This is a genomic window from Halomonas sp. McH1-25 (assembly GCF_022348165.1).
Taxonomy (GTDB): domain Bacteria; phylum Pseudomonadota; class Gammaproteobacteria; order Pseudomonadales; family Halomonadaceae; genus Modicisalibacter.
In genome coordinates, this window is the sequence record NZ_JAKRFI010000006.1 from 60,645 (window position 1) to 82,981 (window position 22,337).

The following is a 22,337-nucleotide window of genomic DNA, read 5'->3' on the forward strand; positions in this document are numbered from 1 at the left end:
TGACTTCATCGTCCTGCTCGGCTATCATAGGCGCCCTGTCCAAACGGTCCAGCAGTGAGCGGACCGTCGATGCAACATTCATAAGCTCTGGCCTTTCTTCATCCATGCAGCGTGCCGATTTTCACTACGACCTTCCCGACGAGCTGATTGCCCGCTATCCCAGCGAACAGCGCAGCGACTGTCGCCTGCTGTGTGTGGACGGCGCAAGTGGCGAGCTCGCGCATCGCCGTTTTCCCGACCTGCTGGACCTGCTTGCGCCCGGTGATCTGGTGGTGTTCAACGATACACGGGTCATCCCCGCACGGTTACATGGCCAAAAGGCCAGCGGCGGACGAATCGAAATGCTGCTCGAGCGGCCCCTGGACGCGCATCGCGGCTTGGCCCATATTCGCGCCAGCAAGTCGCCCAAGCCGGGCACCGAGCTGATTTTCGAAGGCGATGTCCGCGCCGTTGTCGAAGGCCGGCGGGATGCTCTTTTCGAGCTGCGCTTTCTCGGCGAGACGCCACTGATCGAACTGCTCGAGCGCCATGGTCACATGCCTTTGCCGCCATATATCACCCGCGAAGACGAATTGGCCGACCGCAACCGCTACCAGACCGTCTATGCCCGCCGCGACGGCGCCGTGGCCGCTCCCACCGCCGGCCTGCACTTCGATGAGCCGCTGATGGATGCCATGCGCGAGCGCGGTATCGAAACGGCCTTCGTCACACTGCATGTCGGTGCCGGCACTTTCCAGCCGGTGCGCGTCGACGATATCCGCGAGCATCACATGCACAGCGAGTGGATCGAAGTCGACGAGACCGTCAGCGAGCAGGTGCGTACCGCCCGGGCACGCGGCAACCGGGTCGTCGCAGTGGGCACCACCAGCGTACGCTGCCTGGAAAGCGCCTGTCTGAAGAGTGGCGACGGCGAGATCGCCCCGTTTCGCGGCGAGACCGATATCTTCATCTATCCCGGCTACGAATGGCGCTGCGTCGATGCCCTGATTACCAACTTCCACCTGCCGGAATCGACGTTGATGATGTTGGTGTCGTCGTTTGCCGGCTACGACACGCTGATGCGCGCCTATCGCGAAGCCGTTGACGAGCGCTACCGCTTCTTCAGTTACGGCGATGCCATGTTCCTGACACGCACGCCCACGCTTTCCTGATTTTCGAGACCCCGATGCGTAACGAATGCTTCATGAAGTTCGAGCGCCTGGCCAGTGACGGGCGCGCCCGTCGAGGCCGGCTGACCTTCCCCCGCGGCACGGTGGAAACCCCTGCATTCATGCCGGTGGGCACCTACGGCACCGTCAAGGGCATGACGCCACAGAGCGTCAAGGATATTGGTGCCGAGATCATTCTCGGCAACACCTTTCATCTGTGGCTGCGTCCCGGCACGGAAGTGATCGAAGCCCACGGCGACCTGCACGACTTCGCCCAGTGGGACAAGCCGATTCTCACCGACTCCGGTGGCTTCCAGGTCTTTTCGCTGGGCGCGATGCGCAAGATCACCGAAGAGGGGGTGCATTTCCGCTCGCCGGTCGATGGCGCCAAGGTATTCATGGGCCCCGAGGAATCGATGGCCGTGCAGCGCTCGCTGGGCTCCGATATCGTGATGATCTTCGACGAATGCACGCCCTACCCGGCCAGCGAGGACGAGGCGCGCAAGTCGATGGAACTGTCGCTGCGCTGGGCCAAGCGCTCGCGTATCGCTCACGGCGACTCCCCCTCGGCCCTGTTCGGCATCATCCAGGGCGGCATGTATCCCGAACTGCGCAAGCGTTCGCTGGAAGGCCTGCAGGAGATCGGCTTCGACGGCCTGGCCATCGGCGGCCTGTCGGTTGGCGAGCCCAAGGAAGAGATGATCAAGGTGCTCGATTACCTGCCGACCTGGATGCCGGATGAAAAACCGCGCTACCTGATGGGTGTCGGCAAGCCCGAAGATTTGGTCGAAGGCGTGCGTCGTGGCGTCGACATGTTCGACTGCGTGATGCCGACCCGCAACGCCAGAAACGGCCACCTGTTCACTGCCGAGGGCACGGTCAAGATCCGCAACGCCAAGCACCGCCACGACACACGCCCCCTCGAGGAAGGCTGCGACTGCTATACCTGCCAGCATTTCTCGCGCAGTTACCTGCATCACCTCGACCGTTGCGGCGAGATGCTCGGTTCGATGCTCAACACCATCCATAATCTGCGCTATTACCAGCGCGTCATGGCCGGTTTGCGCGGTGCTATCGAAGCGGGTACATTGGCGAACTTCGTGGAAACGTTCTATGCGCAACGCGGCTTGCCGATACCCGACGAGCCCCGCTGAACGGTCAGGAAGACCCGTTTACCGGCTGGACGCATGGCGCCCAGCCAAATCTCTGCAACTTTCTTCACTTGTCCAGGAGACGACAACACATGCTGGATTTCTTCATTTCCCAGGCGCATGCCGAAGGTGGCGCGCCTGCGGGCGGCGGCATGGCCCAGATCATCATGCTGGTCGGCTTCGTGCTGATCTTCTATTTCCTGCTGTGGCGCCCGCAGTCCAAGCGTGCCAAGCAGCACAAGCAACTGATCAACGGCCTGTCCAAGGGCGATGAGATCGTCATCGGTGGCGGCCTGGTCGGGCGCGTTACCAAGGTGAGCGATGAGTTCATCGCCATGGAAATCGCCGAAGGCACCGAAGTCAACGTGCAAAAGAACGCCGTCGCTGCGGTCCTGCCCAAAGGCACCTTGAAGTCCATCTGATCCCCCTCGCTGCCGGCCACCTGCCGGCAGCGTATTTTCTGCATCAGCAACAAGGACAGGGCTTCCATGCTCAACCGTTATCCCCTGTGGAAGTATCTGCTGATACTTATCGTTCTCGTCGTCGGTCTGATCTACGCACTCCCCAACCTTTTCCCCGAGGACCCGGCAGTCCAGATCGGCAGTGCACGTAGCGACGTCTCCCTGGACGAAAGACAGCTCGAACGCCTGCGCAGCGAACTCGACGAGGCCGGCATCGATATCAAGCGTATCGAGCAGGAACCCAGCGGCACGCTGATTCGCCTGCAGAACGCCGACCAGCAGCTCGCCGCCCGCGATATCGTCAATCAGGTGCTGGGCGAAGATTATACCGTGGCACTCAACCTCGCCGAGTCGACCCCGGCCTGGCTGGAGAGTCTGGGCGCCTCGCCGATGAACCTGGGGCTCGACCTGCGCGGCGGCGTACATTTCGCCCTCGAAGTCGACATGGAAGCCGCCCTCACCCAGCGCCTCGAGGTCAACGCCAGTGCGATCCGCGAGAGCCTGCGCGACGAGCGCATCCGCTACCGCGACACTACGGTCGAGGGCCGCACCCTGACGATTACCCTGGCCAACGAGGAAGATCGCAGCCAGGCTCGCGAGATCATCAGCCGCGAATTCCCGAATTTCCAGTACGAGAACCGTGACGGCGGTCGCGGCGCCGTGCTGGCGATGACCCTGACCGAGCAGCAGGTCAACGAGATCCAGGATTACGCGATCAACCAGAACCTGACCACGCTGCGCAATCGCGTCAACGAACTCGGCGTGGCCGAGCCGCTGGTCCAGCGCCAGGGGCCCAACCGTATCGTCGTCGAGTTGCCCGGCGTGCAGGACACTGCCGCGGCCAAGCGTGTGGTAGGCGCCACCGCCAATCTGGAATTCCGTCTCGCCGCGCGCCCCGACACCCCGGAAAACGAGACCGAGACCATTGCGTTCCGCAACAATGAGGACCGCACCGCCGAGGTGATGCGCGACGTCATCATCACCGGCGACAGCGTCTCCAGCGCCAGCCGCAGCTTCGACGAGAACGGCCGCCCGCAGGTCAACATCAACCTCGACGGCACTGGCGGCACGCTGATGAACCGCGCCACGCGCAGCAACATCGGGCGTGGCATGGCGGTGATCTACATCGACAACCAGACGCGCACGCGGATGGTCATGGAAGATGGCGAGATGGTCGAGCAGCGCGTGCCCTACACCGAGCGCGGCATCATCAGCCTGGCGACCATCCAGAGCGCACTGGGCAACAGCTTCCGTATCACCGGGCTGGACTCGCCCACCGAGGCCGAGGAACTGGCTCTGCTGCTGCGTTCCGGCTCGCTGGCGGCGCCGATCTACTTCGTCGCCGAACGCACCATCGGCCCGAGCCTGGGCAAGGCCAACATCGAGCAGGGCATCCTGTCGGTGGAGATCGGCATGCTACTGGTCGTGCTGTTCATGCTGGTGCGCTACAAGGCATTCGGCGTCGTGGCCAACCTGGCGCTGGCGACCAACCTGATCCTGTTGATTGCCGCCCTGTCGATGCTGGGCGCCACGCTGACGCTGCCGGGCATTGCCGGTATCGTACTGACGTTGGGCATGGCGGTGGATGCCAACGTGCTGATCTTCGAACGCATCCGCGAGGAGATACGCGCCAAGATGCCGATCCAACAGGCCATCCATGCCGGCTACGAACGCGCATTCACCTCGATCGTCGACGGTAACATCACGACCCTGCTGGTTGCGGTAATCCTGTTCTCGATCGGCACCGGGCCGGTGAAAGGCTTCGCCGTGACGCTGTCGCTGGGCATCCTGACGTCGATGTTCACGGCCATCATGGTGTCGCGTGCCATCGTCAACCTGACTGTCGGCGGCAAGCCGGTGAAGAAACTCTGGATCTGAAGGGGCAACGCGATGCGACAGTTCGATTTCATGGGCAAACGCCGCCTGGCCTTCATCGGCTCCGGCGTGCTGCTGCTCGTTTCCATCATCACACTGCTCTTCCAGCAGTTGAATCTGGGTCTGGATTTTACCGGGGGAACGCTGGTGGAAGTCCGCTATGCCGCTGCGCCGGCCCTGGATGCCGTGCGTCAGGCCCTGGAAAGCGCAGGCTTCCAGGACGTCTCGGTGCAGACCTTTGGCAGCGCCAATGAGGTGCTGGTGCGCCTACAGCAGGCCTTCGACCCCAACGTCGGGCAGCAGGTCACCCAGGTGTTGAGCCAGACCGGCGAGAGCGTCGACCTGGTGCGTGCCGAATTCGTCGGCGCCCAAGTCGGTGGCCAGTTGCGCGACCAGAGCGGCCTGGGCATGCTGGTCGCGCTCGGCGTGGTGATGCTCTACGTGGCCTTTCGCTTTCAGTACAAGTTCGCCTTCGGCGCGCTGCTGGCCCTGGTCCACGACGTGATCATCGTGCTCGGCGTGTTCTCGCTGTTTCAAATCGACTTCGACCTGACGGTCCTGGCGGCGATCCTGGCGGTCATCGGTTACTCGCTGAACGACACCATCATCGTCTACGACCGGATTCGCGAGAACATTCGCAAGTCACGCACCGACGACATGGCGGCGATCTTCAACGACGCCATCAACCAGACGCTGTCACGCACCCTGGCGACGTCGGGCACCACGCTGCTGGTACTACTCGCCCTGCTGCTGCTGGGTGGCGACATGATTCACAACTTCGCTCTGGCCCTGATCGTCGGGGTGGGTGTCGGGACGTTCTCCTCGGTGTATGTGGCCTCGGCGCTGCTGATCGTGCTCAAGCTGCAGCGCGAGGACCTGATCCCGGCGAAGAAGGAAAATGTCGAAGAGGAAGAGCTGCCCTGATACGGCAACCGCGCTGCCCTCTCGCACCCTCGCACCCCGCCTCGGCGGGGTGCTTTCGTTGGGGGTTAACTGCGCCCTTCACAGCGCAAGCCGTGCTTGCGCAACTTGCGCACGACGCTGGGCTGGCTGATTCCCAGCCGCACGGCCATCTCGTAGGTGCTGCGCGCCGTCATGCACAGCGAGGCCAGGATCCGCGCCTCGTAATCGTCCATGGCCTGTCGCAGGGTCTGTCCTTCGCTCAGCACGGCGCCATCGCCATCCACGTTCACGCGAGGCGTCGGCAATGCCGCATGCCCCTCCTCCCCCGGTGCGCCGATGACTCCGCCCGGTGCCGCCAGCCAGGCACGCTCCAGCCAGTTCTCGAGTTCGCGTACGTTGCCCGGCCAATCGCGACCCATCAACTCGGCCCACAACGACGGATGCAGCACCTTGGTCTGATCGTAGCGCTGATTGAGCCGGTCGAGTTGCAGTTCGACGAGGGCGGGAATGTCCTCGCGTCGCTCGCGCAACGGGGGCAGGGTGACGGGAATGACATTGAGACGATAGTAAAGGTCGAGGCGAAATTCGCCGCTTTCGACGCGGTGCGCCAGGTTCTGGTTGGTGGCCACGACCAGCCGGAAGTCGACCCGCCGAGGCTGGGTGTCGCCCAGGCGGGTCAGGTAGCCGTCCTGGATGACCTTGAGCAGCTTGGTCTGCATGACCAGCGGCAGCTCGGCGACCTCGTCAAGAAACAGCGTGCCGCCGTCGGCCATCTCCAGCACTCCCGCCTTGCCCTGACGGGCGGCACCGCTGAATGCCCCAGGCTGATAGCCGAACATCTCGGACTCGAACAACGACTCGGGTATCGCTGCGCAATTGACGTCGATGAACGGCCCCTTGCCGCGCCGGCTCCAGCGGTGCAACTGGCGGGCAAAGGCCGTCTTGCCGACCCCCGACTCACCGAGCATCAGCACCGTGGCATCGCTCGGCGCAACGCGCTTGAGCAGCAGCGCAATCTCGCGCATCACGTCGCTACGCACCTGTAGCGAGTCCAGGGACAGCTCGTCCCCCAGTGAGGCTTCAGCGCCACGTTTGAGATGCTCGCTGAAGCGCTGCTGGAGCAGCGTGTACTCATCCTGCAGCAGTTGTACATCGGTCAGGTCCATCGAGCGCGACACCACGCGCACCAACTCCCCGTCGACGAACACCGGGTAGGCCTCGGCGATCACACGCCGCCCGGTTCCCGTCTGCTGCATCAACTGCGCCGGGCGCCGGGTACGCAACACCTCTTCGGTGACTGAGGGGCGAAGAACGCCCTGGGCCACGAGATCATGGACGGTACTGGCCCTGAGTTCTTCGCGGCTCAAGCCGTAGACAGCCGCACACCCCGGACTGACATGCAGGATGCGGCCATCGGCGGCGGCAATGAACAGATGGTCGTGCGCCGTGTCGACGACAGTTCGGAGGATAGCGGCATCGATGTCCATGGGCATTCCGGCAATCAGGCGATGCAAAATCGTATCACGATTCGTCAGCGCATCATCCATGCGCCTAAAACGATTCACCTTTGAATCAAACGCCCAGGGAACATCCCACATATCAGGGCATTAGCAGTTGGCACACTTCCTGCTTGGAATCAGTCAGGCAGGATATATAACAACCGCTTCCGGAGCCCCCATGACCGACACCCCCTCCCGCTTCAACCAACCGCTTGGCGGCAACGAGATGCCGCGCTTCGGCGGGCCGGCCACCATGATGCGACTGCCCACCCAGCAGACCGCTCAAGGCCTGGATGCCGCCTTCATCGGCGTGCCGCTGGACATCGGTACCTCCAACCGTCCCGGCGCTCGCCTCGGCCCGCGTCAGATCCGCGATGAATCGCGCATGCTGCGCCCTTACAACATGGCGACACGTGCCGCTCCCTTCGACAGCATCCAGGTGGCGGATATCGGCGACGTACCGATCAATACCTTCAATCTGCAGAAAAGCGTCGACATCATCGAAGCCTTCTACAACGAGGTGCTTTCTCACGGCACCCGCCCGCTGACGCTGGGTGGCGATCACACCATCGCCCTGCCGATACTGCGCGCCATGAAGCGCAAGTACGGCAAGGTCGGGCTGATCCATGTCGATGCTCATGCCGACATCAACGAGCATATGTTCGGTGAAGCCATCGCCCACGGTACGCCGTTCCGCCGTGCCGTCGAGGAAGGCCTGCTCGATGGCGATCGTGTGGTACAGATCGGTTTGCGCGGCACGGGATACGCCGCAGACGACTTCGACTGGAGCCGCGAACAGGGATTCCGCGTGGTACCCGCCGAAGAATGCTGGCACAAGTCGCTGACGCCGCTGATGGACGAGGTCCGCGCCCAACTCGGCGAGGGGCCGGTCTATATCAGTTTCGATATCGATTCGCTCGATCCGGCTTATGCGCCGGGCACCGGCACGGCGGAAGTTGCCGGGCTAACCGTGCCGCAGGGGCTGGAAATCATTCGTGGCGCCTGGGGACTGGACATCGTCGGCGGCGATCTGGTCGAGGTGGCCCCGCCCTACGACCCCAGCGGCAATACCGCCGTGGTCGGCGCCAACCTGCTCTACGAAATGCTGTGCATCCTGCCGGGAGTTCAACGCAGAAGTTAACGCCCCGGACGTTGGCGCCGGTCGAAGAGAGACCGGCGCTTTGGCCATTTACGCTTCGACAAGAACAATGGTGTTTTTATGTCTTCTCCTCTCGACGCGACGCCCCCTCGCGCAGCCAATGGCGGAAAACTCAGCCGCCAAGGCCTGATCAAGTTCCTGATTCCCTCGCTGATCGGCGTCGGCATGTTTCTGGTGCCGTTTTCGATAGGCGATACCATCAATATCGGCATGGGCCTGCTGGCGGATGGGCTCAAGGCACTGCTTGGTGATGCCCTGCCTGCCATCGCGGTCGTTGTGCTGTGTCTGTCCGTGCTGCTCACTGCCTGGGTGAAGTTCGGCAATCCCCGCTGGGGGCGACAGCGCGCCATGAAGGAGCTATTCGACGTCGCCCCACTATGGTTCGGCATGCGTATCCTGGGCGCATTGTTTGCTCTGATGACCTATTTCCAGGTCGGGCCGCAATTCGTCATCGCCGATTTCACCGGTGGCGTCATGCTCAACGACCTCGCTCCGGTATTGCTGACGTTCTTCTTCTTTGCCGCTCTGCTGCTGCCCTTCCTGGTCGATTTCGGCTTCATGGAGTTCATCGGCAGCCTGGTGCGCAAGCCGTTTCGCCTGATCTTCGGCCTGCCCGGACGCAGCGCCATCGACGCCACGGCATCGTGGATGGGATCGGGCACGGTGGGCGTGCTGATCACTACCCAGCAATACGAACAGGGTTACTACAATCGCCGCGAGGCTTCGGTCATCGCCACCAACTTTTCCATCGTATCGATCGCCTTCGCCCTACTGGTGACTAGTTTCATCGGCATCAACCATCTGTTCATTCCGTTCTATCTCACCGTGGTGGTAGCCGGACTGATCGCTGCGGTGATCGTGCCGCGCCTGCCGCCGCTGTCGCGCAAGCCGGATACCTACTACGAACCGGTGGGTTGCCGGCTCGAGGAAGAGTTCACCGGCAACCAAGGCATCCTGCGCTTCAGTCTCGGCCAGGCCGTCGCCCGAGCCGAACAGGCCCCAGGGCCGCGGCAGCTTGCGCGCCATGCCGCCCTCAACGTTGCCGACATCTTTCTCGGCCTGCTGCCCCTGGTCATCGCCATCGGTACCGTGGCGCTGATCCTCGCCGAGTTCACACCGCTGTTCACCTGGTTGTCGTATCCGATGGTGCCGGTCCTCGAATGGCTGCGCATCCCCGAGGCGTCCGCCGCCGCCCCGGCCACGCTGGTGGGGTTTGCCGACATGTTCCTGCCCGCCGTACTGGCCACCAACATCGAGAGCGAACTGACGCGTTTCGTGATCGCCTGCCTATCGTTGACCCAGTTGATCTACATGTCGGAGATCGGCGCACTGCTGCTGAAATCCAAGATCCCGCTCAAGCTCTGGGAACTGGTGGTGATCTTTCTGCTGCGCACGGCGATCACGCTACCGATCATTGCTTTCATCGCCCATGTCTTCGTGTTCTGAGGCTGCCATGACCTGTGCCGAACTGCTGATCCGTCTGCTGCACGAGCGCTACCACGTCGACACCGTGTTCGGGATTCCCGGCGTGCATACCGTGGCGCTCTATCGCGGCCTGGAAGGTCAGGCCATCCGTCATGTCACTCCGCGCCACGAACAGGGCGCCGGCTTCATGGCCGACGGCTACGCTCGCGCCAGCGGCAAGCCAGGCGTGTGCCTGATCATTACCGGACCGGGCATGACCAATATCGCTACCGCCATGGGTCAGGCGCTGGCCGACTCGGTACCGATGCTGGTGATCTCCAGCGTCAACCGGCGTGACACCCTGGGACGTGGCCAGGGCCGGCTGCACGAGCTGCCCAGTCAGCAGCAGACCCTGGCCGGCGTGTCGCGCTTCAGTCACACCCTGCTCGATCCGGATGCCCTGCCGGAAGTGCTGGCCCGGGCCTTTGCGGTGTTCTCCTCGGCGCGACCGGGCCCGGTGCACATAGAGATTCCCATCGATCTTTTCGATGCTCCGGCGACACCGCCTGCGTCCTGGCAGGCTCCCCATCTGTATCGTTCCACGCCCGACCCAGAGGGAATCGCCAAGGCCGCCGAGTGGCTGCACGACGCCGAGCGGCCCCTGGTCCTGCTCGGTGGCGGCTGTGTCGACGCCCCCGATGCGGCCCGTGTCCTAGTCGAGCGGCTGGATGCACCGTGCGCCACCACCATCAACGCCAAAGGGTTGTTGGGGCGCAACCATCCGCTGGACATCGGCTCGAACACCTCGCTGCCTGCCGTGCGGCAACTGGCACGCGAGGCGGATGTGATCCTCGCGGTGGGCACCGAACTCGGCGAGACCGACTATGACGTGGTGTTCGATGACGGCTTCGTCCTCGAGGGCCGGCTGATCCGTATCGATATCGATCCCGAGCAACTGGCGCGCAACCAGATGACCGCACTGGGCCTGGTTGGCGACGCGGGGCGAGCCCTGGCCATGCTGCTCGAGCGCTTCCCCGACGCGCTATCCCGCGACGGCGCCCAACGCAGCCGAGCCGTCCGGGAAGCGTTGGCACTGGAGAGCGACCCGGGTTTCCTGCCGTTCGTGCCGCTCTATGCCACGTTGGCCGACCACTTGCCCGACGCCATCCTCGTCGGCGACTCCACCGCCCCGGTATATGCCGGCAATCACCTGGCCTCGCAGCCCGAGCCACGGCGCTATTTCAATGCCTCGACCGGCTACGGCACGCTCGGTTATGGCTTGCCGGCGGCCCTCGGGGCGCAACTCGCTCGGCCCGACCTGCCTGTGGTCGCCTTGGTCGGCGACGGTGGGGTGATGTTCACCCTCAGCGAACTCGCCACCGCCGTGGAGGAACGCCTGCCGGTGGTGATCGCGCTCTGGCACAACGCCGGTTACGAGGAGATCCGCCGCTACATGGATGCTCACGGTGTGGCCCGCCTGGGTGTGGATATCCAGGCCCCGGATTTTCAGCAGCTTGCCGCCGGCTTCGGCTGTGCCGCACAGCGTGTTGCAACGCCCGCCGACCTGGCACGGGCGCTGGCCTCGCGGCCGGCCTCGGCGCCCTGCCTGATCGAGATCGATGCGTCGGCCTGGCAAGCCTCGCTCAGCGCAACGCCCTGACTCCTTTTACAATCACAAGGGAAAACAACAATGGACACTGCAAAGACACCCTCGGCCTTCGGCCAGGACACCCTGGACGCCGTCACCCATGAGCGCAGCCTGGGGTTGCCCGGCACGTTCGCCCTGTGGCTGGGCGCCAACGTGGTGGTCACGACGATCCTCACCGGCATGTTCCTGGCGCCGGACCTGGCTTTCCTGCATGCAATGACGCTGGTGCTGCTGGGCTCGGCCATCGGCATCGTGCCGCTGGTATTGATCGGCGTGATGGGTCAGCAGACCGGCATGACGACCATGGTGCTGGCACGCGGTACGTTCGGCCGGCTGGGGGCCGCCTTCCCTGCCTGGGTCAATCTGCTGGCGCTGGTGGCGTGGAGCTGGATCCAGGCCCTGCTGGCCGGGATGAGCCTGGATTATGCCGTGCAGAGCCTGACCGGGTACTCCAACGTGGCGCTGTTCACGGTGATCTGCGAAGGCCTGGTCGTATTGATCGCTCTGCGCGGCCACCTGGGGATCGAGACCGCCGAGAAGCTCGCTGCGGTATTGATGCTGGCCTTGTCGGGTGTCGTGGTGTTTGCACTGGCCTCCAACTACGACCTGCCGAGCATCGTCGAGATGGAGGCGCGCGGGGGGCTGGGCGCCGGTGTGGCCTTCGATATCGTCATCGCCACCGCATTCTCGTGGATTCCCCTGGCGGCGGACTACAACCGCCACTGCAAGAGCCTGCGAGCAGCGGTGGTCGGCACCTGGGGCGGCTATGTCACGGCCACGCTCATCGCCATGGGCCTGGGTGCCGGCGTCTCGGCGCTGTCGGTGGCCATCGGCTTTCCGCAGACTTACGACCCGACCCAACTGCTGAGCGGCTTCGGCTTCGGTCTGCCGGCGGCGCTGGTGATTTTCTTCTCGGTACTGACCACCAATGTGATGTGCGTCTATAGCGCCACGCTCTCCTACATGAGCACCGCGCCGCGCACACCGTTCTGGAAACCGGCGCTGGTGATCGGCGTGATCTCGGTCGTGGGTTCCCTGATTCCCGGCATCCTCGATCAGTTCCAGACCTTTCTGCTGATCATCGGCAGCGTGTTCATCCCCGCCTTCTCGCTGATGATCGTCGACTACTTCCTGCTCGGTCGCGAGCGCTACAGCGCCGATCAGCTGCTCGGCCATACCGACGCCTTGCCCAGGGTCAATCCGGTCGCCTTCGTCAGCTACGGGGTCGGCGCCGCCCTGGCCTACTACTGGAACTGGGTGGCGCCGCTCGATTTCGGCGCCTCGCTGCCGGTCTTCGTGATCACCGGCGCGCTCTACTTCGTGGCCAGCCACGTCTCACGCCGTGCGGGCAGGGCCGTGGCATGAGCCTGCTGCGCATCGCTGCCGACCAGTGGTATCGCACCACGCCGCTTGCGGATGGCGTCACGCGGATCGACGAGCCGTGGATCCGCCCGTTCTACCGCTGCGACATATGGCACGTACGGGGGCGCGAGCGGGACTTGATGGTCGATTTCGGTCTCGGCGCCGTGCCGCTGCGTCGCCATGTACCACTGGTCGCCGAGCGCGATCTGGTGGCCGTGGCCAGCCACACGCATTTCGATCACATCGGCGCGGCCTGCGAGTTCGACACCTGTCACGTGCATGCCGACGAAGAAGATATCCTGGCCTCGCCGGACCGGGAACGCACCCTGGCCGAAGGGTTTCTCGACGATGCCATGTTCGAGGCGCTGCCGCCGGCGCCGTTCGAGTACCACACCTACCGCATTGCGCCGCCGCGCCGGATCGTCACGCTCGAGGACGGCGAGACGATCGATCTGGGCGACCGGCAATTCGAGGTCGTCCATACGCCCGGCCACTCGCCGGGCGGCATCGCCCTTTGGGAAGCTGCCACCGCCACGCTCATCTCGGGGGACGTGATCTACGACGGGCCGCTCATCGAGGATACCTGGCACAGCAATCTGACCGATTACGCCACCAGCCTGCGCCGGCTGCGGCAATTGCCGGCACGCGTCGTGCATGGCGGTCACTTCCCGAGTTTCTCGGGCGAGCGACTGCACACGATGATCGATGCGTGGCTACGCAACCATGACGCTTGAAGGAATGCCCATGCAACGTCTCGACAAGCAATTCATCGACAACCAGTGGGTCGCTTCGCAGGCGACCCGGACCCTGCCGGTCACCAACCCTTACAGCGCAGCGGTGATCGCCGAGGTCACGGCGGGCGATAGCGCCGATGTAGAGGCCGCGGTCGCGGCGGCGCGTCGTGCCCTGCCCGCCTGGCGTGCCTTGTCAGGAGCCCAGCGGGGCATTTACCTGGACGGCTTCGCCGATGCGCTGAACGCACGTCGTGACGAGCTGATTCGCCTGTCCTCGATCAATAATGGCAAGGCACTCGCCGAGGCCGGTATCGACCTCGACGATGCCATCGCCTGCTATCGCTACTATGCCGAGCAGGCCCATCAGCTCGATTCTCGACAGGGCCAGCCGGTGGATGTGGACATGCCGGGCATCGAGGCGCGTTGCTATTTCGACCCGGTCGGTGTGGTCGGGCTGATCACGCCGTGGAACTTCCCCTTGGTGACCAGCGCCTGGAAGCTGGCGCCCGCCCTGGCTGCCGGCTGTACAGTGGTGTTCAAGCCCTCCGAGGTGACGCCGCTACCCGAGCAGGCGCTGGCCGAGATCGCCGTCGAGGTCGATTTGCCCGTTGGTGTGTTCAACCTGGTGCATGGCGATGGCCAGGGCATCGGCGAACCGCTGACCCACCATCGACACATCGACAAGATCTCGTTCACCGGCAGCAACCGTGTCGGCGAAGTGGTAATGCGGGCCGTGGCCGACGGCAGCCGGAGCATTTCCCTGGAGCTGGGCGGCAAGTCGCCGATCATCGTCATGGACGATGTCGAGATCGAGGAAGCCGCCGATCATGTCATGGCGGGCATTTACTTCAATGCCGGCCAGATCTGTTCGGCCACCAGTCGGCTGATCGTTCACGAGGCCGTGGCCGACGCACTCTATGAGGCGCTGGGCCGACGTATCGATGCGCTGGTGCTAGGCGATCCACTGGATGAAGCGACGACTCAAGGGCCCTTGACCAGTGCCCGCCAGAAGGAGGCGGTAGAGCACTATCTGGGCATCGCCGCACAGGAGGGCCTGACCGCGGTTCGCGATGCCCGTGACCGTCCCCTGCCCCAACAAGGCTACTTCGTCGCTCCCACGCTCTACCGTGACGTGCCTGCCGATAGTCGCCTGTGGCGCGAGGAGATCTTCGGCCCGGTACTCTGCGGGCGCAGCGTGGCCAGCGAACAGGAAGCCATCGTCCTGGCCAACGACAGCGATTACGGACTGGCGGCGACCGTGGTCAGCGGCGACCCGGCTCGCGCCAAGCGCATCGGGCGTCAGTTGCAGGCCGGCAGCATCTGGTACAACAGTGAGCAGCTAGTCTTGCCGCAAACGGCCTGGGGCGGCTTCAAGCGCAGCGGCATTGGCAGGGAGCTCGGCACGTGGGGACTGGCAAGTTATCAGGAGGTGAAGCACGTCATCGGTCCGGCTGGCTAAGTGCTCGCCGGCATCAGCGGCCCCAAGCGCTTTGCCATCCGTGTCGCATAAACTTCACTTCACGTCGAAATAAGGACAATCCTTATCGCCTCTTCCCATACCATGGCGGCAACTCCAACAATAGGTGGAATCCGCCATGGTCTATACCGCAGCCATCGTGCTCAGTCTGATTGGCTATTTCATTATCGGCAACCTGGCCGGTCGCCGGGTCAAGGATCTCGATGACTACCTGGTCGCCGGGCGCAACGCCCCCACGCTAATGATTCTGGGCACGCTGGTCGCCAGCTACCTGAGCACCAGCGCCTTTCTGGGCGAGACCGGGTTTGCCTATCAAGGCTATCCCTTCGTCATGCTGATCTTCGCCGCCATCAGCACCGCCGGCTGCCTGCTCGGCGCGCTGGTGTTCGGTCGCTACCTACGTCGCAGCGAGGCACTGACGGTGCCCGAATTCTTCGGCAAGCGCTTTGCCTCGAAGCGCGTACAGATGATCGCCGGGCTTACCACCGTGTTCGGGCTCGGCGCCTACCTGCTGGGCGTCATGCAGGGCGCCGGCATCATGTTCGAGGAACTCACCGGACTACCCTACTGGAGCGGGCTGGTGCTGGTGTGGCTCACCTATACCGGCTTTATTCTCTACTCCGGCTCACAGGGCGTGGTGCTGACGGACACCGTGATGTTCGTGATCTTCTCCCTTGCTGCAGTGGGAGGCTCGCTCTACATCATCGGCGATCTCGGCGGCTGGTCCGGGGTGATCGAAGGGCTGCTGGTGCAGAGCGACAAGCCCGGCATTGCCCTGTGGCACGGCGTGACCGAGGGCGATGGCGCGAGTTTCTCGTCTCCTGGCGAAGCGCTCGTCTGGGGACTGACGCTGGGGCTCGTGTGGGCCACGGTGCTGGCAGCCAGCCCCTGGCAATCGAGCCGCTACCTGATGGCACGCAATGAGCATGTGGTAATGCGCTCGGCCATGCTTACTGCCGTGGTGCTGGCGATCTTCTACGCGCTGATGATGATGACCGGAGCGGCGATCAACCTCTACGACCCGACTCTCGATGGCGAGCGCGCCATGGTGTGGGCAGCGCTCAACGTGCTGCCGGGCTGGCTCGGGGTAACCATCCTCACCGGCGTGTTCGCCGCCGGGCTCTCCTCCTGCTCGACCTTCCTGTCGATCATCGGCTTCAGCCTTGCCAACGATATCCTGCCCGGCTCGCGCAGCGAGGTCAGCGCCATGCGGGCGAGCCGTATCGGTGTGCTGGCGGCCGGGCTGGTGGCGCTGTTGCTGGCACTCTTCCAGCCGCCGGCGGTGATGGCGGTAGTGTGGTTTGCTGCGACACTGTTCGCCTCCTCCTGGGGGCCGGTGGCCCTGTTGAGCATCTGGAGTCGGCGGATTACCGCTGCCGGCGCCGGCTGGGGCCTGACGGTCGGCTTCGTCGGCAACCTGATCCTGTCGCTGATGGTGCAGGCCGAGTGGCTCTCGCTGCCGGTCTACCTGCACCCGGTAGTGCTGAGTACCCTCGCGGCGCTGGTGGCCATTGCAATCGCCTCGCAACTGACCCAAGTCAGCCAGGCGGAGCGCGACTATCGCGCCTTCCTGCACCGCCCTCCAGTGCGCAACGAGCGAAGCTGGGCGACTGTGACCCGTCAGGTAGCCGTGATCACCATGCTAACCGGCGTCGCGGTGGGGGCCTTTTTGTGGTGGCAATACGCCGGCTCACTGGCGGCGCTGGCCGGGCGTTTCGGCGTGGCCGACAGCGCCGTTACCGGCGCCTACCTGCTGGCGGCGGGTTGCGGCGCCATGCTGGTGATTGCCGGGGCGGTGGGCTTCTGGCTGGTGCGGGCGCGACGCCACGAAACGTGCGACTCCCGCTTCGCCGAGACCTGGCAGAGGGACTGACGCGGGTGCAAGGAGTCTGTGCGTTAAAACTAGAACAGTGAATATTGGACGAACTCGCCACGCCCGCCCGGCATTGCCGGGCGGGCGTGGTGCATCTGGCGGGGGTGATTCAGCTTGCGATATGCGGCTTGAGTTGCTGCACCAATGCCTTGAACAGGCGCGGGCCGGCGGCCATGAGATCGCTCTCGGGGCCGACATTGGGGCTGCCGTCGGGACCGCCCACCAGCGCGCCGGCTTCCTTGAGCAACAGCGAACCGATCAGGCTGTCCTGCTCCTCGAGGCCCAGCACCAGCACCGCATCGGCGCGACCGGCGGCCATTTCGGCGATGTCCAGCAACGGACAACCCGTGGCGATCACGGTCTCTATCTGCGGACCGAGCTGCTGCTGCACACGCAGGTAGGTCGGAAAGTGGCGAGCGCGCAACCAGCTTTCGGGCAAACCCATCGCCAGGCGGATGCCGGTGACGTTGGTCGCCTTGCTCACGCGGATGCGCTTGCCGTTATGCTGGGCGCCGCGACCGCGGCTGGCCAGGTATTCGTCGTCGCTGAACGGACAGATCACTACGGCATGCTCGGGGCGCCCCTTGACCAGGCACACCAGCGAAATGGCGAACCCATTGCCGGCCACGCCAAGATTGGAATAGCCATGGAAGGGTTCGATCTTCCAAACGATGTCACGGCCTTCGCCTTCGCCGTCGCGATGCGGGGTGAAACGCCCGGAGACGCCATGCTGGGGGTAGCCCCGCGCCAGCTGACGCACGATCAGCGTTTCGGCATTGCGCGCGGTATCTTCCAGCAAGCCGTCGAGGTTGCGGTCTTCATGCGCAGTCTCGATGCGCTCACGAATGCGTACGAACTGTTCAGCGGCGCTGCGCGCGGCGCGCAACGCAAATTGGACCATCGGATGCATGATCGGGCCTTGAGGAGTCGGTCACTGTTAAAGAACGGCGGGCATGCTAACAAAAAGTCGCCACCTGGGCCATGAAAATCGCCCTGACCCGCCGTCATGCCACATCACATGGTAGACTGTCGGGTTCATCGTCAACGACCCCGGACTGCTTCCAGAAATGCCCGCTTCTGCCTTCTCTCTCGACCGACTGCGCATCGTACTCGTCGGCACCAGCCACCCCGGCAACATCGGCGGCACCGCCCGCGCCATGAAGAACATGGGACTAAGCGATCTGACCCTGGTGGCGCCACGTTGCGAGGTGCATTGCAGCGAGTCGATTTCACGGGCCTCGGGAGCGGATGAGATTCTTGCCAGGGCTCACGTTTACGACACGCTCGACGCGGCGCTGGGAGACACTACCCTGGCGGTGGGCGCCAGCGCCCGTTCGCGCACCCTGCCCTGGCCGATGCTCACACCGCGCCAGCTCGGCGAGGGCCTGAGGGTGGAAATGGGTCATGAAAATGCCCGCGTGGCGCTGGTCTTCGGCCGCGAGGATACTGGGCTGACCAACGCCGAGCTGCAGCGCTGCCATCGTCACGTGCACATTCCCACCAATCCCGAGTTCAGTTCGCTGAACCTGGCCGCCGCTGTGCAGGTGCTGGCCTACGAGTGCCGCCAGGCCTGGCTGGCATCGGCTCCGGAGGAGAGCGACTGCCAGGCGAACGCTCCCTTCGGTACCGAGTGGGACAGTCCGCTGGCCGACCATGCGGACCTGGAGCGCTTTTTCGAGCACATGGAACGCGCCCTGATCGCCATCGATTTCCACGACCCCGACAATCCTCGCCAGTTGATGGCCCGGCTGCGCCGCCTTTACCTGCGTGCACGCCCCGATCGCATGGAGATCAACATTCTCCGCGGCATTCTCACCGCCATGGAAAAGAGCGCCCGCGAGCGCTGACTGAGCCGGGCGTAACCTTTGCCCTGCACATACCTTGCAGGGCGATGGTCGCGCCCCAATAATGTTTGCCCCCTCGATTCATCGCTGCGGTCGACTATCGGCCTGGCCCGTGACAAGGATCGCTTCATGTTCAGCCGTCTGCGTGAAGACATAAACAGCGTATTCGCCCGGGATCCCGCGGCGCGCAATTTCCTCGAAGTGCTGACCAATTACCCGGGGCTGCACGCCCTGCTCGCCCACCGCCTGAGTCACTGGTTGTGGGAGCGTAACCTGAAGTGGCTGGCACGCAGCATATCGACGCTGTTCCGCTGGCTGACGGGTATCGAGATCCACCCTGGCGCACGTATCGGCCGGCGCTTCTTCATCGATCATGGCATGGGCGTAGTGATAGGCGAGACCGCCGAGGTCGGCGACGATGTCACGCTCTACCAGGGCGTGACGCTGGGCGGCACCAGCTGGAACAAGGGCAAGCGGCACCCCACGCTCGAAGACGGCGTCATCGTCGGGGCTGGCGCCAAGATCCTCGGCCCGTTCACGGTCGGGGCCGGCGCCAAGATCGGTTCCAATGCCGTGATCACCAAGGCGGTGCCGGCCGGTGCCACGGTGGTCGGGATTCCCGGCAAGATCGTCAAGCGCGCCGACCCCGATGTGGAGGAAGCGCCGACGTTCGATCCTGAACGGCGCGAAGCGATTCGCCAGAAGTTCGGCTTCGATGCCTATGGTGTCAGCCAGGACATGCCCGACCCGGTAGCTCGCTCCATGCAGGCCATGCTCGACCACATGCACGCCGTGGATCAGCGCATGGACATGATGTGCGAGACGTTGCGCAAGCTCGACGCCGGCTATCGCGCCGGGCACTGGCCGCAACTGCGCGACGAAGACTTTTCCGAGATCCTCGCCGATGTGGAGAGCTGCTGCTCGGCGCCTGAAGACAAGCTGTCGACGCAGGACGACGAACGGCAGGAAGTGCCGTCGTCTCTGTCACGCAAGCGCTCCGGGAATGAGCGCTGACGTCGGCGGGCAGAATTGTTGACCATTCTAGTGGGTTTTTCCATAATGGCTGCGCTTCACCGGAATGGCGTCGGCGTTCCGGTGGCATTTCGGCCATCAACACGCCCGTGTGACATTTTATGCGCCTGACCACCAAGGGACGCTACGCCGTCACCGCCATGCTCGACCTAGCGCTGCATGCCGACCAGACACCCATCTGTCTGGCCGACATTTCGCGCCGTCAGGAAATCTCCCTGTCGTACCTCGAGCAACTTTTCGCCAAGCTACGCCGGGCCAAACTGGTCAGTAGCGTACGTGGCCCCGGTGGAGGCTATCTCCTGGCGGTCTCGCCGGATACCGTATCGGTGGCCCGCGTGATCGATGCTGTCAATGAGTCGGTAGATGCGACCCGCTGCCAAGGACTGTCGGATTGCCAGCAGGGCAGCACCTGCCTCACCCATCATCTATGGTGTGAGCTCACGCGAGAGATTCACGATTTCCTCGATGGCGTGACCCTGGCCGACCTCATCGAGCGTCATGAGGTGCGCACCATTGCTGCTCGTCAGCGACTGCGCGCCGACGGCGACACCATTGCCGTGGATTCACCTTGATCGCGGCCCGATTTCGCTCAACGGTAGACAACACGTCATGAACGGACCCGTTTATCTCGACTATGCCGCGACCACTCCGGTCGACCCCCGTGTCGCTGACCTCATGAGCCGACACCTGACCCTGGACGGCATCTATGCCAACCCGGCGTCGCGTAGCCACATGCTCGGCTGGCAGGCCGAGCAGACCGTTGAGCATGCCCGCCGCCAAGTGGCCGACCTGATCGGCGCCGATCCCCGCGAGATCGTCTGGACCTCCGGAGCCACCGAGGCCGACAATCTGGCCCTGATCGGCTTCATGCGCGCCAACCGGGCGCGCGGCCGTCACCTGATCACCTCGACCATCGAGCACAAGGCCGTGGTGGATACCGCCAGCGCCTTGGAAGCGGAAGGCTTCGAGGTGACCTGGCTGACGCCGGGGAGCGATGGCCGCGTATCGCCCACGCAGCTGGCCGAAGCCATGCGTGACGACACCGTATTGGTCTCGTTGATGGCGGTAAACAACGAACTCGGTACGATCCATGACCTGGCGGCCCTTTCCGAGGTCGTCCACTCCCGTGGCGCCGCTCTGCATGTCGATGCCGCCCAGGCCTCAGGCCGTATCCCGCTCGACGTCAACCAACTGGGGATCGACCTGATGTCGCTATCGGCGCACAAAGTCTACGGCCCCAAGGGAATTGGCGCGCTCTACGTGCGGCGCAGTCCCGACATCCGTGTCGAGGCATTGATCCATGGTGGCGGTCACGAGCGTGGCATGCGCTCGGGAACGCTGGCGACCCACCAGATCGCAGGCATGGGCGAAGCCTTTGCCCTGGCCGAACGCGAAGGGCCGGACGATCAGGCACGTATCGCCCAACTGGCGAATCGCTTCCTCGACGGCCTGGGCGATCTGCCCGGCGTACATCGCAACACGGCAGTCGAGGTGGCAGTACCCAACATCGTCAACCTGGCCTTCGACGGGGTGGACGGCGAGTCGCTGCTAATGGCGCTGCGTGGCATTGCGGTATCCACCGGTTCGGCCTGCAACTCGGCGAGCGTCGAGCCGTCCTATGTACTGAAAGGTATCGGCGTCCCCCGATCGCGCGCCCTAACATCGTTGCGATTCAGCTTCGGACGCTTCACCACCGAGGAAGACATCGACGCTGCCATTGCCGAACTGCGGCACGCGCTGACTACACTGCACCATTGACACAGCGCTTCATCATCGAGGAGGAAACACATGGCTCAACTATCGATCACTCCCGCAGCGGCCAAACAGATCCGCCAGGTCCTCGACGAGCGCGGCCACGGCTTGGGCCTGCGGGTTAGCGTCAAGCCCAGCGGCTGTTCCGGCTATAGTTACGTGCTCGACTTCGCCGACGAAGCCGCCAACGACGACGTCGCCTTCGAGGAACATGGCGCCAAGGTCTATGTGGCACCGGATGCGTTGACGATGCTCGACGGCAGTGAAGTGGATTATGTCTCGGAAGGTCTCAACCGCTTCTTCCGATTCAATAACCCCAACGTCAAGGATCAGTGTGGCTGTGGCGAAAGCTTCAGCGTCTGAGCCCGGGCTCCTCCCGCCCGGCCACCTTACTGCAGGTGCGTAACGTCGGCCGAGCCGCTATAATGTCGCGATTTTCGGTTCCCGGCCAACCCGTTTGCCGAAACGTATCTTGCGCGCCGCTTCAGCGGCGCGCAGCCGTCTTTGAACCATACTCACTCAATGCAATCACGGAGTCTTCGCATGGCCAACCAGCGCACCCTTTCCATCATCAAGCCCGACGCCGTTGCCAAGAATGTCATCGGTGAAATCTACAGCCGCTTCGAGCAAGCCGGTCTGAAGATCGTTGCCGCCAAGATGCTGCATCTTTCCCAGGAACAGGCCGAAGGCTTTTACGCCGAGCACAAGGAGCGCGGCTTCTTCGGCGATCTGGTCGGCTTCATGACGTCCGGCCCGGTGATGGTTCAAGTACTGGAAGGTGACGACGCCATCGCCAAGAACCGCGAACTGATGGGCGCTACCAACCCCAAGGAAGCTGCGCCCGGCACCATCCGCGCCGACTTTGCCCAGTCCATCGACGCCAATGCCGTCCATGGCTCCGACTCGCCGGAATCCGCCGAGCGCGAAGTCGCCTATTTCTTCAGCAACGACGAGATCTGCCCGCGCTGATTCGTGGATGGCGGGGGCACGCCCCCGCCTGATGCGTACCATGCTT

General features: G+C 63.9%; 20 protein-coding genes. 18 read left to right on the forward strand and 2 right to left on the reverse strand.

The annotated features are described in order from the left end of the window. Positions 1-104: 104 nt before the first annotated feature. The 5 genes from queA to secF all read left to right on the forward strand — a co-directional run bounded on the left by queA (position 105) and on the right by secF (position 5,559). A complete protein-coding gene (queA, locus tag MHM84_RS15265; protein ID WP_239267216.1) occupies positions 105-1,151 on the forward strand; it encodes a tRNA preQ1(34) S-adenosylmethionine ribosyltransferase-isomerase QueA in 1,047 nt (348 codons plus the stop codon). 32 nt (positions 1,152-1,183) lie between these two features. Then, positions 1,184-2,302, forward strand: a complete 1,119-nt coding sequence (gene tgt, locus MHM84_RS15270) for a tRNA guanosine(34) transglycosylase Tgt (protein WP_239267217.1) — start codon at positions 1,184-1,186, stop codon at positions 2,300-2,302. Positions 2,303-2,391: 89 nt separating this feature from the next. Further along, positions 2,392-2,721, forward strand: a complete 330-nt coding sequence (gene yajC / locus MHM84_RS15275) for a preprotein translocase subunit YajC (RefSeq protein ID WP_239267218.1) — start codon at positions 2,392-2,394, stop codon at positions 2,719-2,721. A gap of 66 nt (positions 2,722-2,787) precedes the next feature. Then, a complete protein-coding gene (secD, locus tag MHM84_RS15280) occupies positions 2,788-4,638 on the forward strand; it encodes a protein translocase subunit SecD (protein WP_239267219.1) in 1,851 nt (616 codons plus the stop codon). Between the two features lie 12 nt (positions 4,639-4,650). Then, the gene (gene secF, locus MHM84_RS15285) at positions 4,651-5,559 is read left to right on the forward strand and encodes a protein translocase subunit SecF (protein ID WP_239267220.1); all 909 of its coding nucleotides are present in this window, start codon (positions 4,651-4,653) and stop codon (positions 5,557-5,559) included. 65 nt (positions 5,560-5,624) lie between these two features. On the opposite strand, the gene MHM84_RS15290 is transcribed toward secF, so the two are convergent. After that, positions 5,625-7,025: a sigma 54-interacting transcriptional regulator gene (locus MHM84_RS15290; RefSeq protein WP_239267221.1), complete on the reverse strand. Its 1,401-nt coding sequence runs from the start codon at positions 7,023-7,025 to the stop codon at positions 5,625-5,627. Between the two features lie 190 nt (positions 7,026-7,215). On the opposite strand from MHM84_RS15290, the gene speB reads away from it, so the two are divergent. The 7 genes from speB to MHM84_RS15325 all read left to right on the forward strand — a co-directional run bounded on the left by speB (position 7,216) and on the right by MHM84_RS15325 (position 16,694). Then, positions 7,216-8,178: an agmatinase gene (gene speB, locus MHM84_RS15295; RefSeq protein ID WP_239267222.1), complete on the forward strand. Its 963-nt coding sequence runs from the start codon at positions 7,216-7,218 to the stop codon at positions 8,176-8,178. 78 nt (positions 8,179-8,256) lie between these two features. After that, positions 8,257-9,642 (forward strand): YjiH family protein, encoded by a 1,386-nt coding sequence (locus tag MHM84_RS15300; RefSeq protein ID WP_239267223.1) that lies wholly within the window; start codon positions 8,257-8,259, stop codon positions 9,640-9,642. Positions 9,643-9,649: 7 nt separating this feature from the next. Then, the gene (locus tag MHM84_RS15305) at positions 9,650-11,260 is read left to right on the forward strand and encodes a 5-guanidino-2-oxopentanoate decarboxylase (RefSeq protein WP_239267224.1); all 1,611 of its coding nucleotides are present in this window, start codon (positions 9,650-9,652) and stop codon (positions 11,258-11,260) included. Between the two features lie 30 nt (positions 11,261-11,290). Next, entirely contained in the window at positions 11,291-12,613 is a 1,323-nt protein-coding gene (locus MHM84_RS15310; protein WP_239267225.1) for a cytosine permease, read from the forward strand. After that, the gene (locus MHM84_RS15315) at positions 12,610-13,344 is read left to right on the forward strand and encodes an MBL fold metallo-hydrolase (protein WP_239267226.1); all 735 of its coding nucleotides are present in this window, start codon (positions 12,610-12,612) and stop codon (positions 13,342-13,344) included. Before MHM84_RS15310 ends, MHM84_RS15315 begins: the two co-directional genes overlap by 4 nt. Before the next feature lie 10 nt (positions 13,345-13,354). Next, a complete protein-coding gene (locus MHM84_RS15320; RefSeq protein ID WP_239267227.1) occupies positions 13,355-14,803 on the forward strand; it encodes an aldehyde dehydrogenase family protein in 1,449 nt (482 codons plus the stop codon). A gap of 136 nt (positions 14,804-14,939) precedes the next feature. Then, the gene (locus MHM84_RS15325; RefSeq protein WP_239267228.1) at positions 14,940-16,694 is read left to right on the forward strand and encodes a sodium:solute symporter family protein; all 1,755 of its coding nucleotides are present in this window, start codon (positions 14,940-14,942) and stop codon (positions 16,692-16,694) included. Positions 16,695-16,803: 109 nt separating this feature from the next. Here MHM84_RS15325 and MHM84_RS15330 read toward each other — a convergent pair whose 3' ends face one another. Continuing rightward, positions 16,804-17,604, reverse strand: a complete 801-nt coding sequence (locus MHM84_RS15330; RefSeq protein ID WP_239267229.1) for an inositol monophosphatase family protein — start codon at positions 17,602-17,604, stop codon at positions 16,804-16,806. Between the two features lie 157 nt (positions 17,605-17,761). On the opposite strand from MHM84_RS15330, the gene trmJ reads away from it, so the two are divergent. The 6 genes from trmJ to ndk all read left to right on the forward strand — a co-directional run bounded on the left by trmJ (position 17,762) and on the right by ndk (position 22,291). Beyond that, positions 17,762-18,541, forward strand: coding sequence for a tRNA (cytosine(32)/uridine(32)-2'-O)-methyltransferase TrmJ (gene trmJ, locus MHM84_RS15335; protein ID WP_239267230.1), 780 nt, complete (start codon positions 17,762-17,764; stop codon positions 18,539-18,541). Positions 18,542-18,625: 84 nt separating this feature from the next. Then, entirely contained in the window at positions 18,626-19,552 is a 927-nt protein-coding gene (gene cysE, locus MHM84_RS15340) for a serine O-acetyltransferase (protein ID WP_275445811.1), read from the forward strand. Positions 19,553-19,671: 119 nt separating this feature from the next. After that, entirely contained in the window at positions 19,672-20,142 is a 471-nt protein-coding gene (iscR, locus tag MHM84_RS15345) for a Fe-S cluster assembly transcriptional regulator IscR (RefSeq protein ID WP_239267232.1), read from the forward strand. 37 nt (positions 20,143-20,179) lie between these two features. Next, positions 20,180-21,328, forward strand: a complete 1,149-nt coding sequence (locus MHM84_RS15350) for an aminotransferase class V-fold PLP-dependent enzyme (RefSeq protein WP_239267233.1) — start codon at positions 20,180-20,182, stop codon at positions 21,326-21,328. A 30-nt stretch (positions 21,329-21,358) separates the two neighbouring features. Further along, a complete protein-coding gene (locus MHM84_RS15355; RefSeq protein ID WP_239267234.1) occupies positions 21,359-21,685 on the forward strand; it encodes an iron-sulfur cluster assembly accessory protein in 327 nt (108 codons plus the stop codon). Positions 21,686-21,865: 180 nt separating this feature from the next. Beyond that, positions 21,866-22,291 carry a nucleoside-diphosphate kinase gene (gene ndk / locus MHM84_RS15360; RefSeq protein WP_239267235.1) on the forward strand — a complete coding sequence of 142 codons (426 nt, stop codon included), beginning with the start codon at positions 21,866-21,868 and terminating at the stop codon, positions 22,289-22,291. The last annotated feature ends 46 nt before the right edge of the window (positions 22,292-22,337 follow it).

Bases quoted from the DNA above. Each gene is read 5' to 3' on its own strand.
- secD (WP_239267219.1), top strand. From the start codon at position 2,788: ATGCTCAACCGTTATCCCCTGTGGAAGTATCTGCTGATACTTATCGTT.
- yajC (WP_239267218.1), top strand. From the start codon at position 2,392: ATGCTGGATTTCTTCATTTCCCAGGCGCATGCCGAAGGTGGCGCGCCT.
- speB (WP_239267222.1), top strand. From the start codon at position 7,216: ATGACCGACACCCCCTCCCGCTTCAACCAACCGCTTGGCGGCAACGAG.
- MHM84_RS15310 (WP_239267225.1), top strand. From the start codon at position 11,291: ATGGACACTGCAAAGACACCCTCGGCCTTCGGCCAGGACACCCTGGAC.
- MHM84_RS15305 (WP_239267224.1), top strand. From the start codon at position 9,650: ATGACCTGTGCCGAACTGCTGATCCGTCTGCTGCACGAGCGCTACCAC.
- MHM84_RS15315 (WP_239267226.1), top strand. From the start codon at position 12,610: ATGAGCCTGCTGCGCATCGCTGCCGACCAGTGGTATCGCACCACGCCG.
- secF (WP_239267220.1), top strand. From the start codon at position 4,651: ATGCGACAGTTCGATTTCATGGGCAAACGCCGCCTGGCCTTCATCGGC.
- tgt (WP_239267217.1), top strand. From the start codon at position 1,184: ATGAAGTTCGAGCGCCTGGCCAGTGACGGGCGCGCCCGTCGAGGCCGG.
- MHM84_RS15290 (WP_239267221.1), bottom strand. From the start codon at position 7,025: ATGGACATCGATGCCGCTATCCTCCGAACTGTCGTCGACACGGCGCAC.
- MHM84_RS15325 (WP_239267228.1), top strand. From the start codon at position 14,940: ATGGTCTATACCGCAGCCATCGTGCTCAGTCTGATTGGCTATTTCATT.
- MHM84_RS15320 (WP_239267227.1), top strand. From the start codon at position 13,355: ATGCAACGTCTCGACAAGCAATTCATCGACAACCAGTGGGTCGCTTCG.
- MHM84_RS15355 (WP_239267234.1), top strand. From the start codon at position 21,359: ATGGCTCAACTATCGATCACTCCCGCAGCGGCCAAACAGATCCGCCAG.
- queA (WP_239267216.1), top strand. From the start codon at position 105: ATGCAGCGTGCCGATTTTCACTACGACCTTCCCGACGAGCTGATTGCC.
- MHM84_RS15350 (WP_239267233.1), top strand. From the start codon at position 20,180: ATGAACGGACCCGTTTATCTCGACTATGCCGCGACCACTCCGGTCGAC.
- iscR (WP_239267232.1), top strand. From the start codon at position 19,672: ATGCGCCTGACCACCAAGGGACGCTACGCCGTCACCGCCATGCTCGAC.
- trmJ (WP_239267230.1), top strand. From the start codon at position 17,762: ATGCCCGCTTCTGCCTTCTCTCTCGACCGACTGCGCATCGTACTCGTC.
- ndk (WP_239267235.1), top strand. From the start codon at position 21,866: ATGGCCAACCAGCGCACCCTTTCCATCATCAAGCCCGACGCCGTTGCC.
- MHM84_RS15300 (WP_239267223.1), top strand. From the start codon at position 8,257: ATGTCTTCTCCTCTCGACGCGACGCCCCCTCGCGCAGCCAATGGCGGA.
- MHM84_RS15330 (WP_239267229.1), bottom strand. From the start codon at position 17,604: ATGCATCCGATGGTCCAATTTGCGTTGCGCGCCGCGCGCAGCGCCGCT.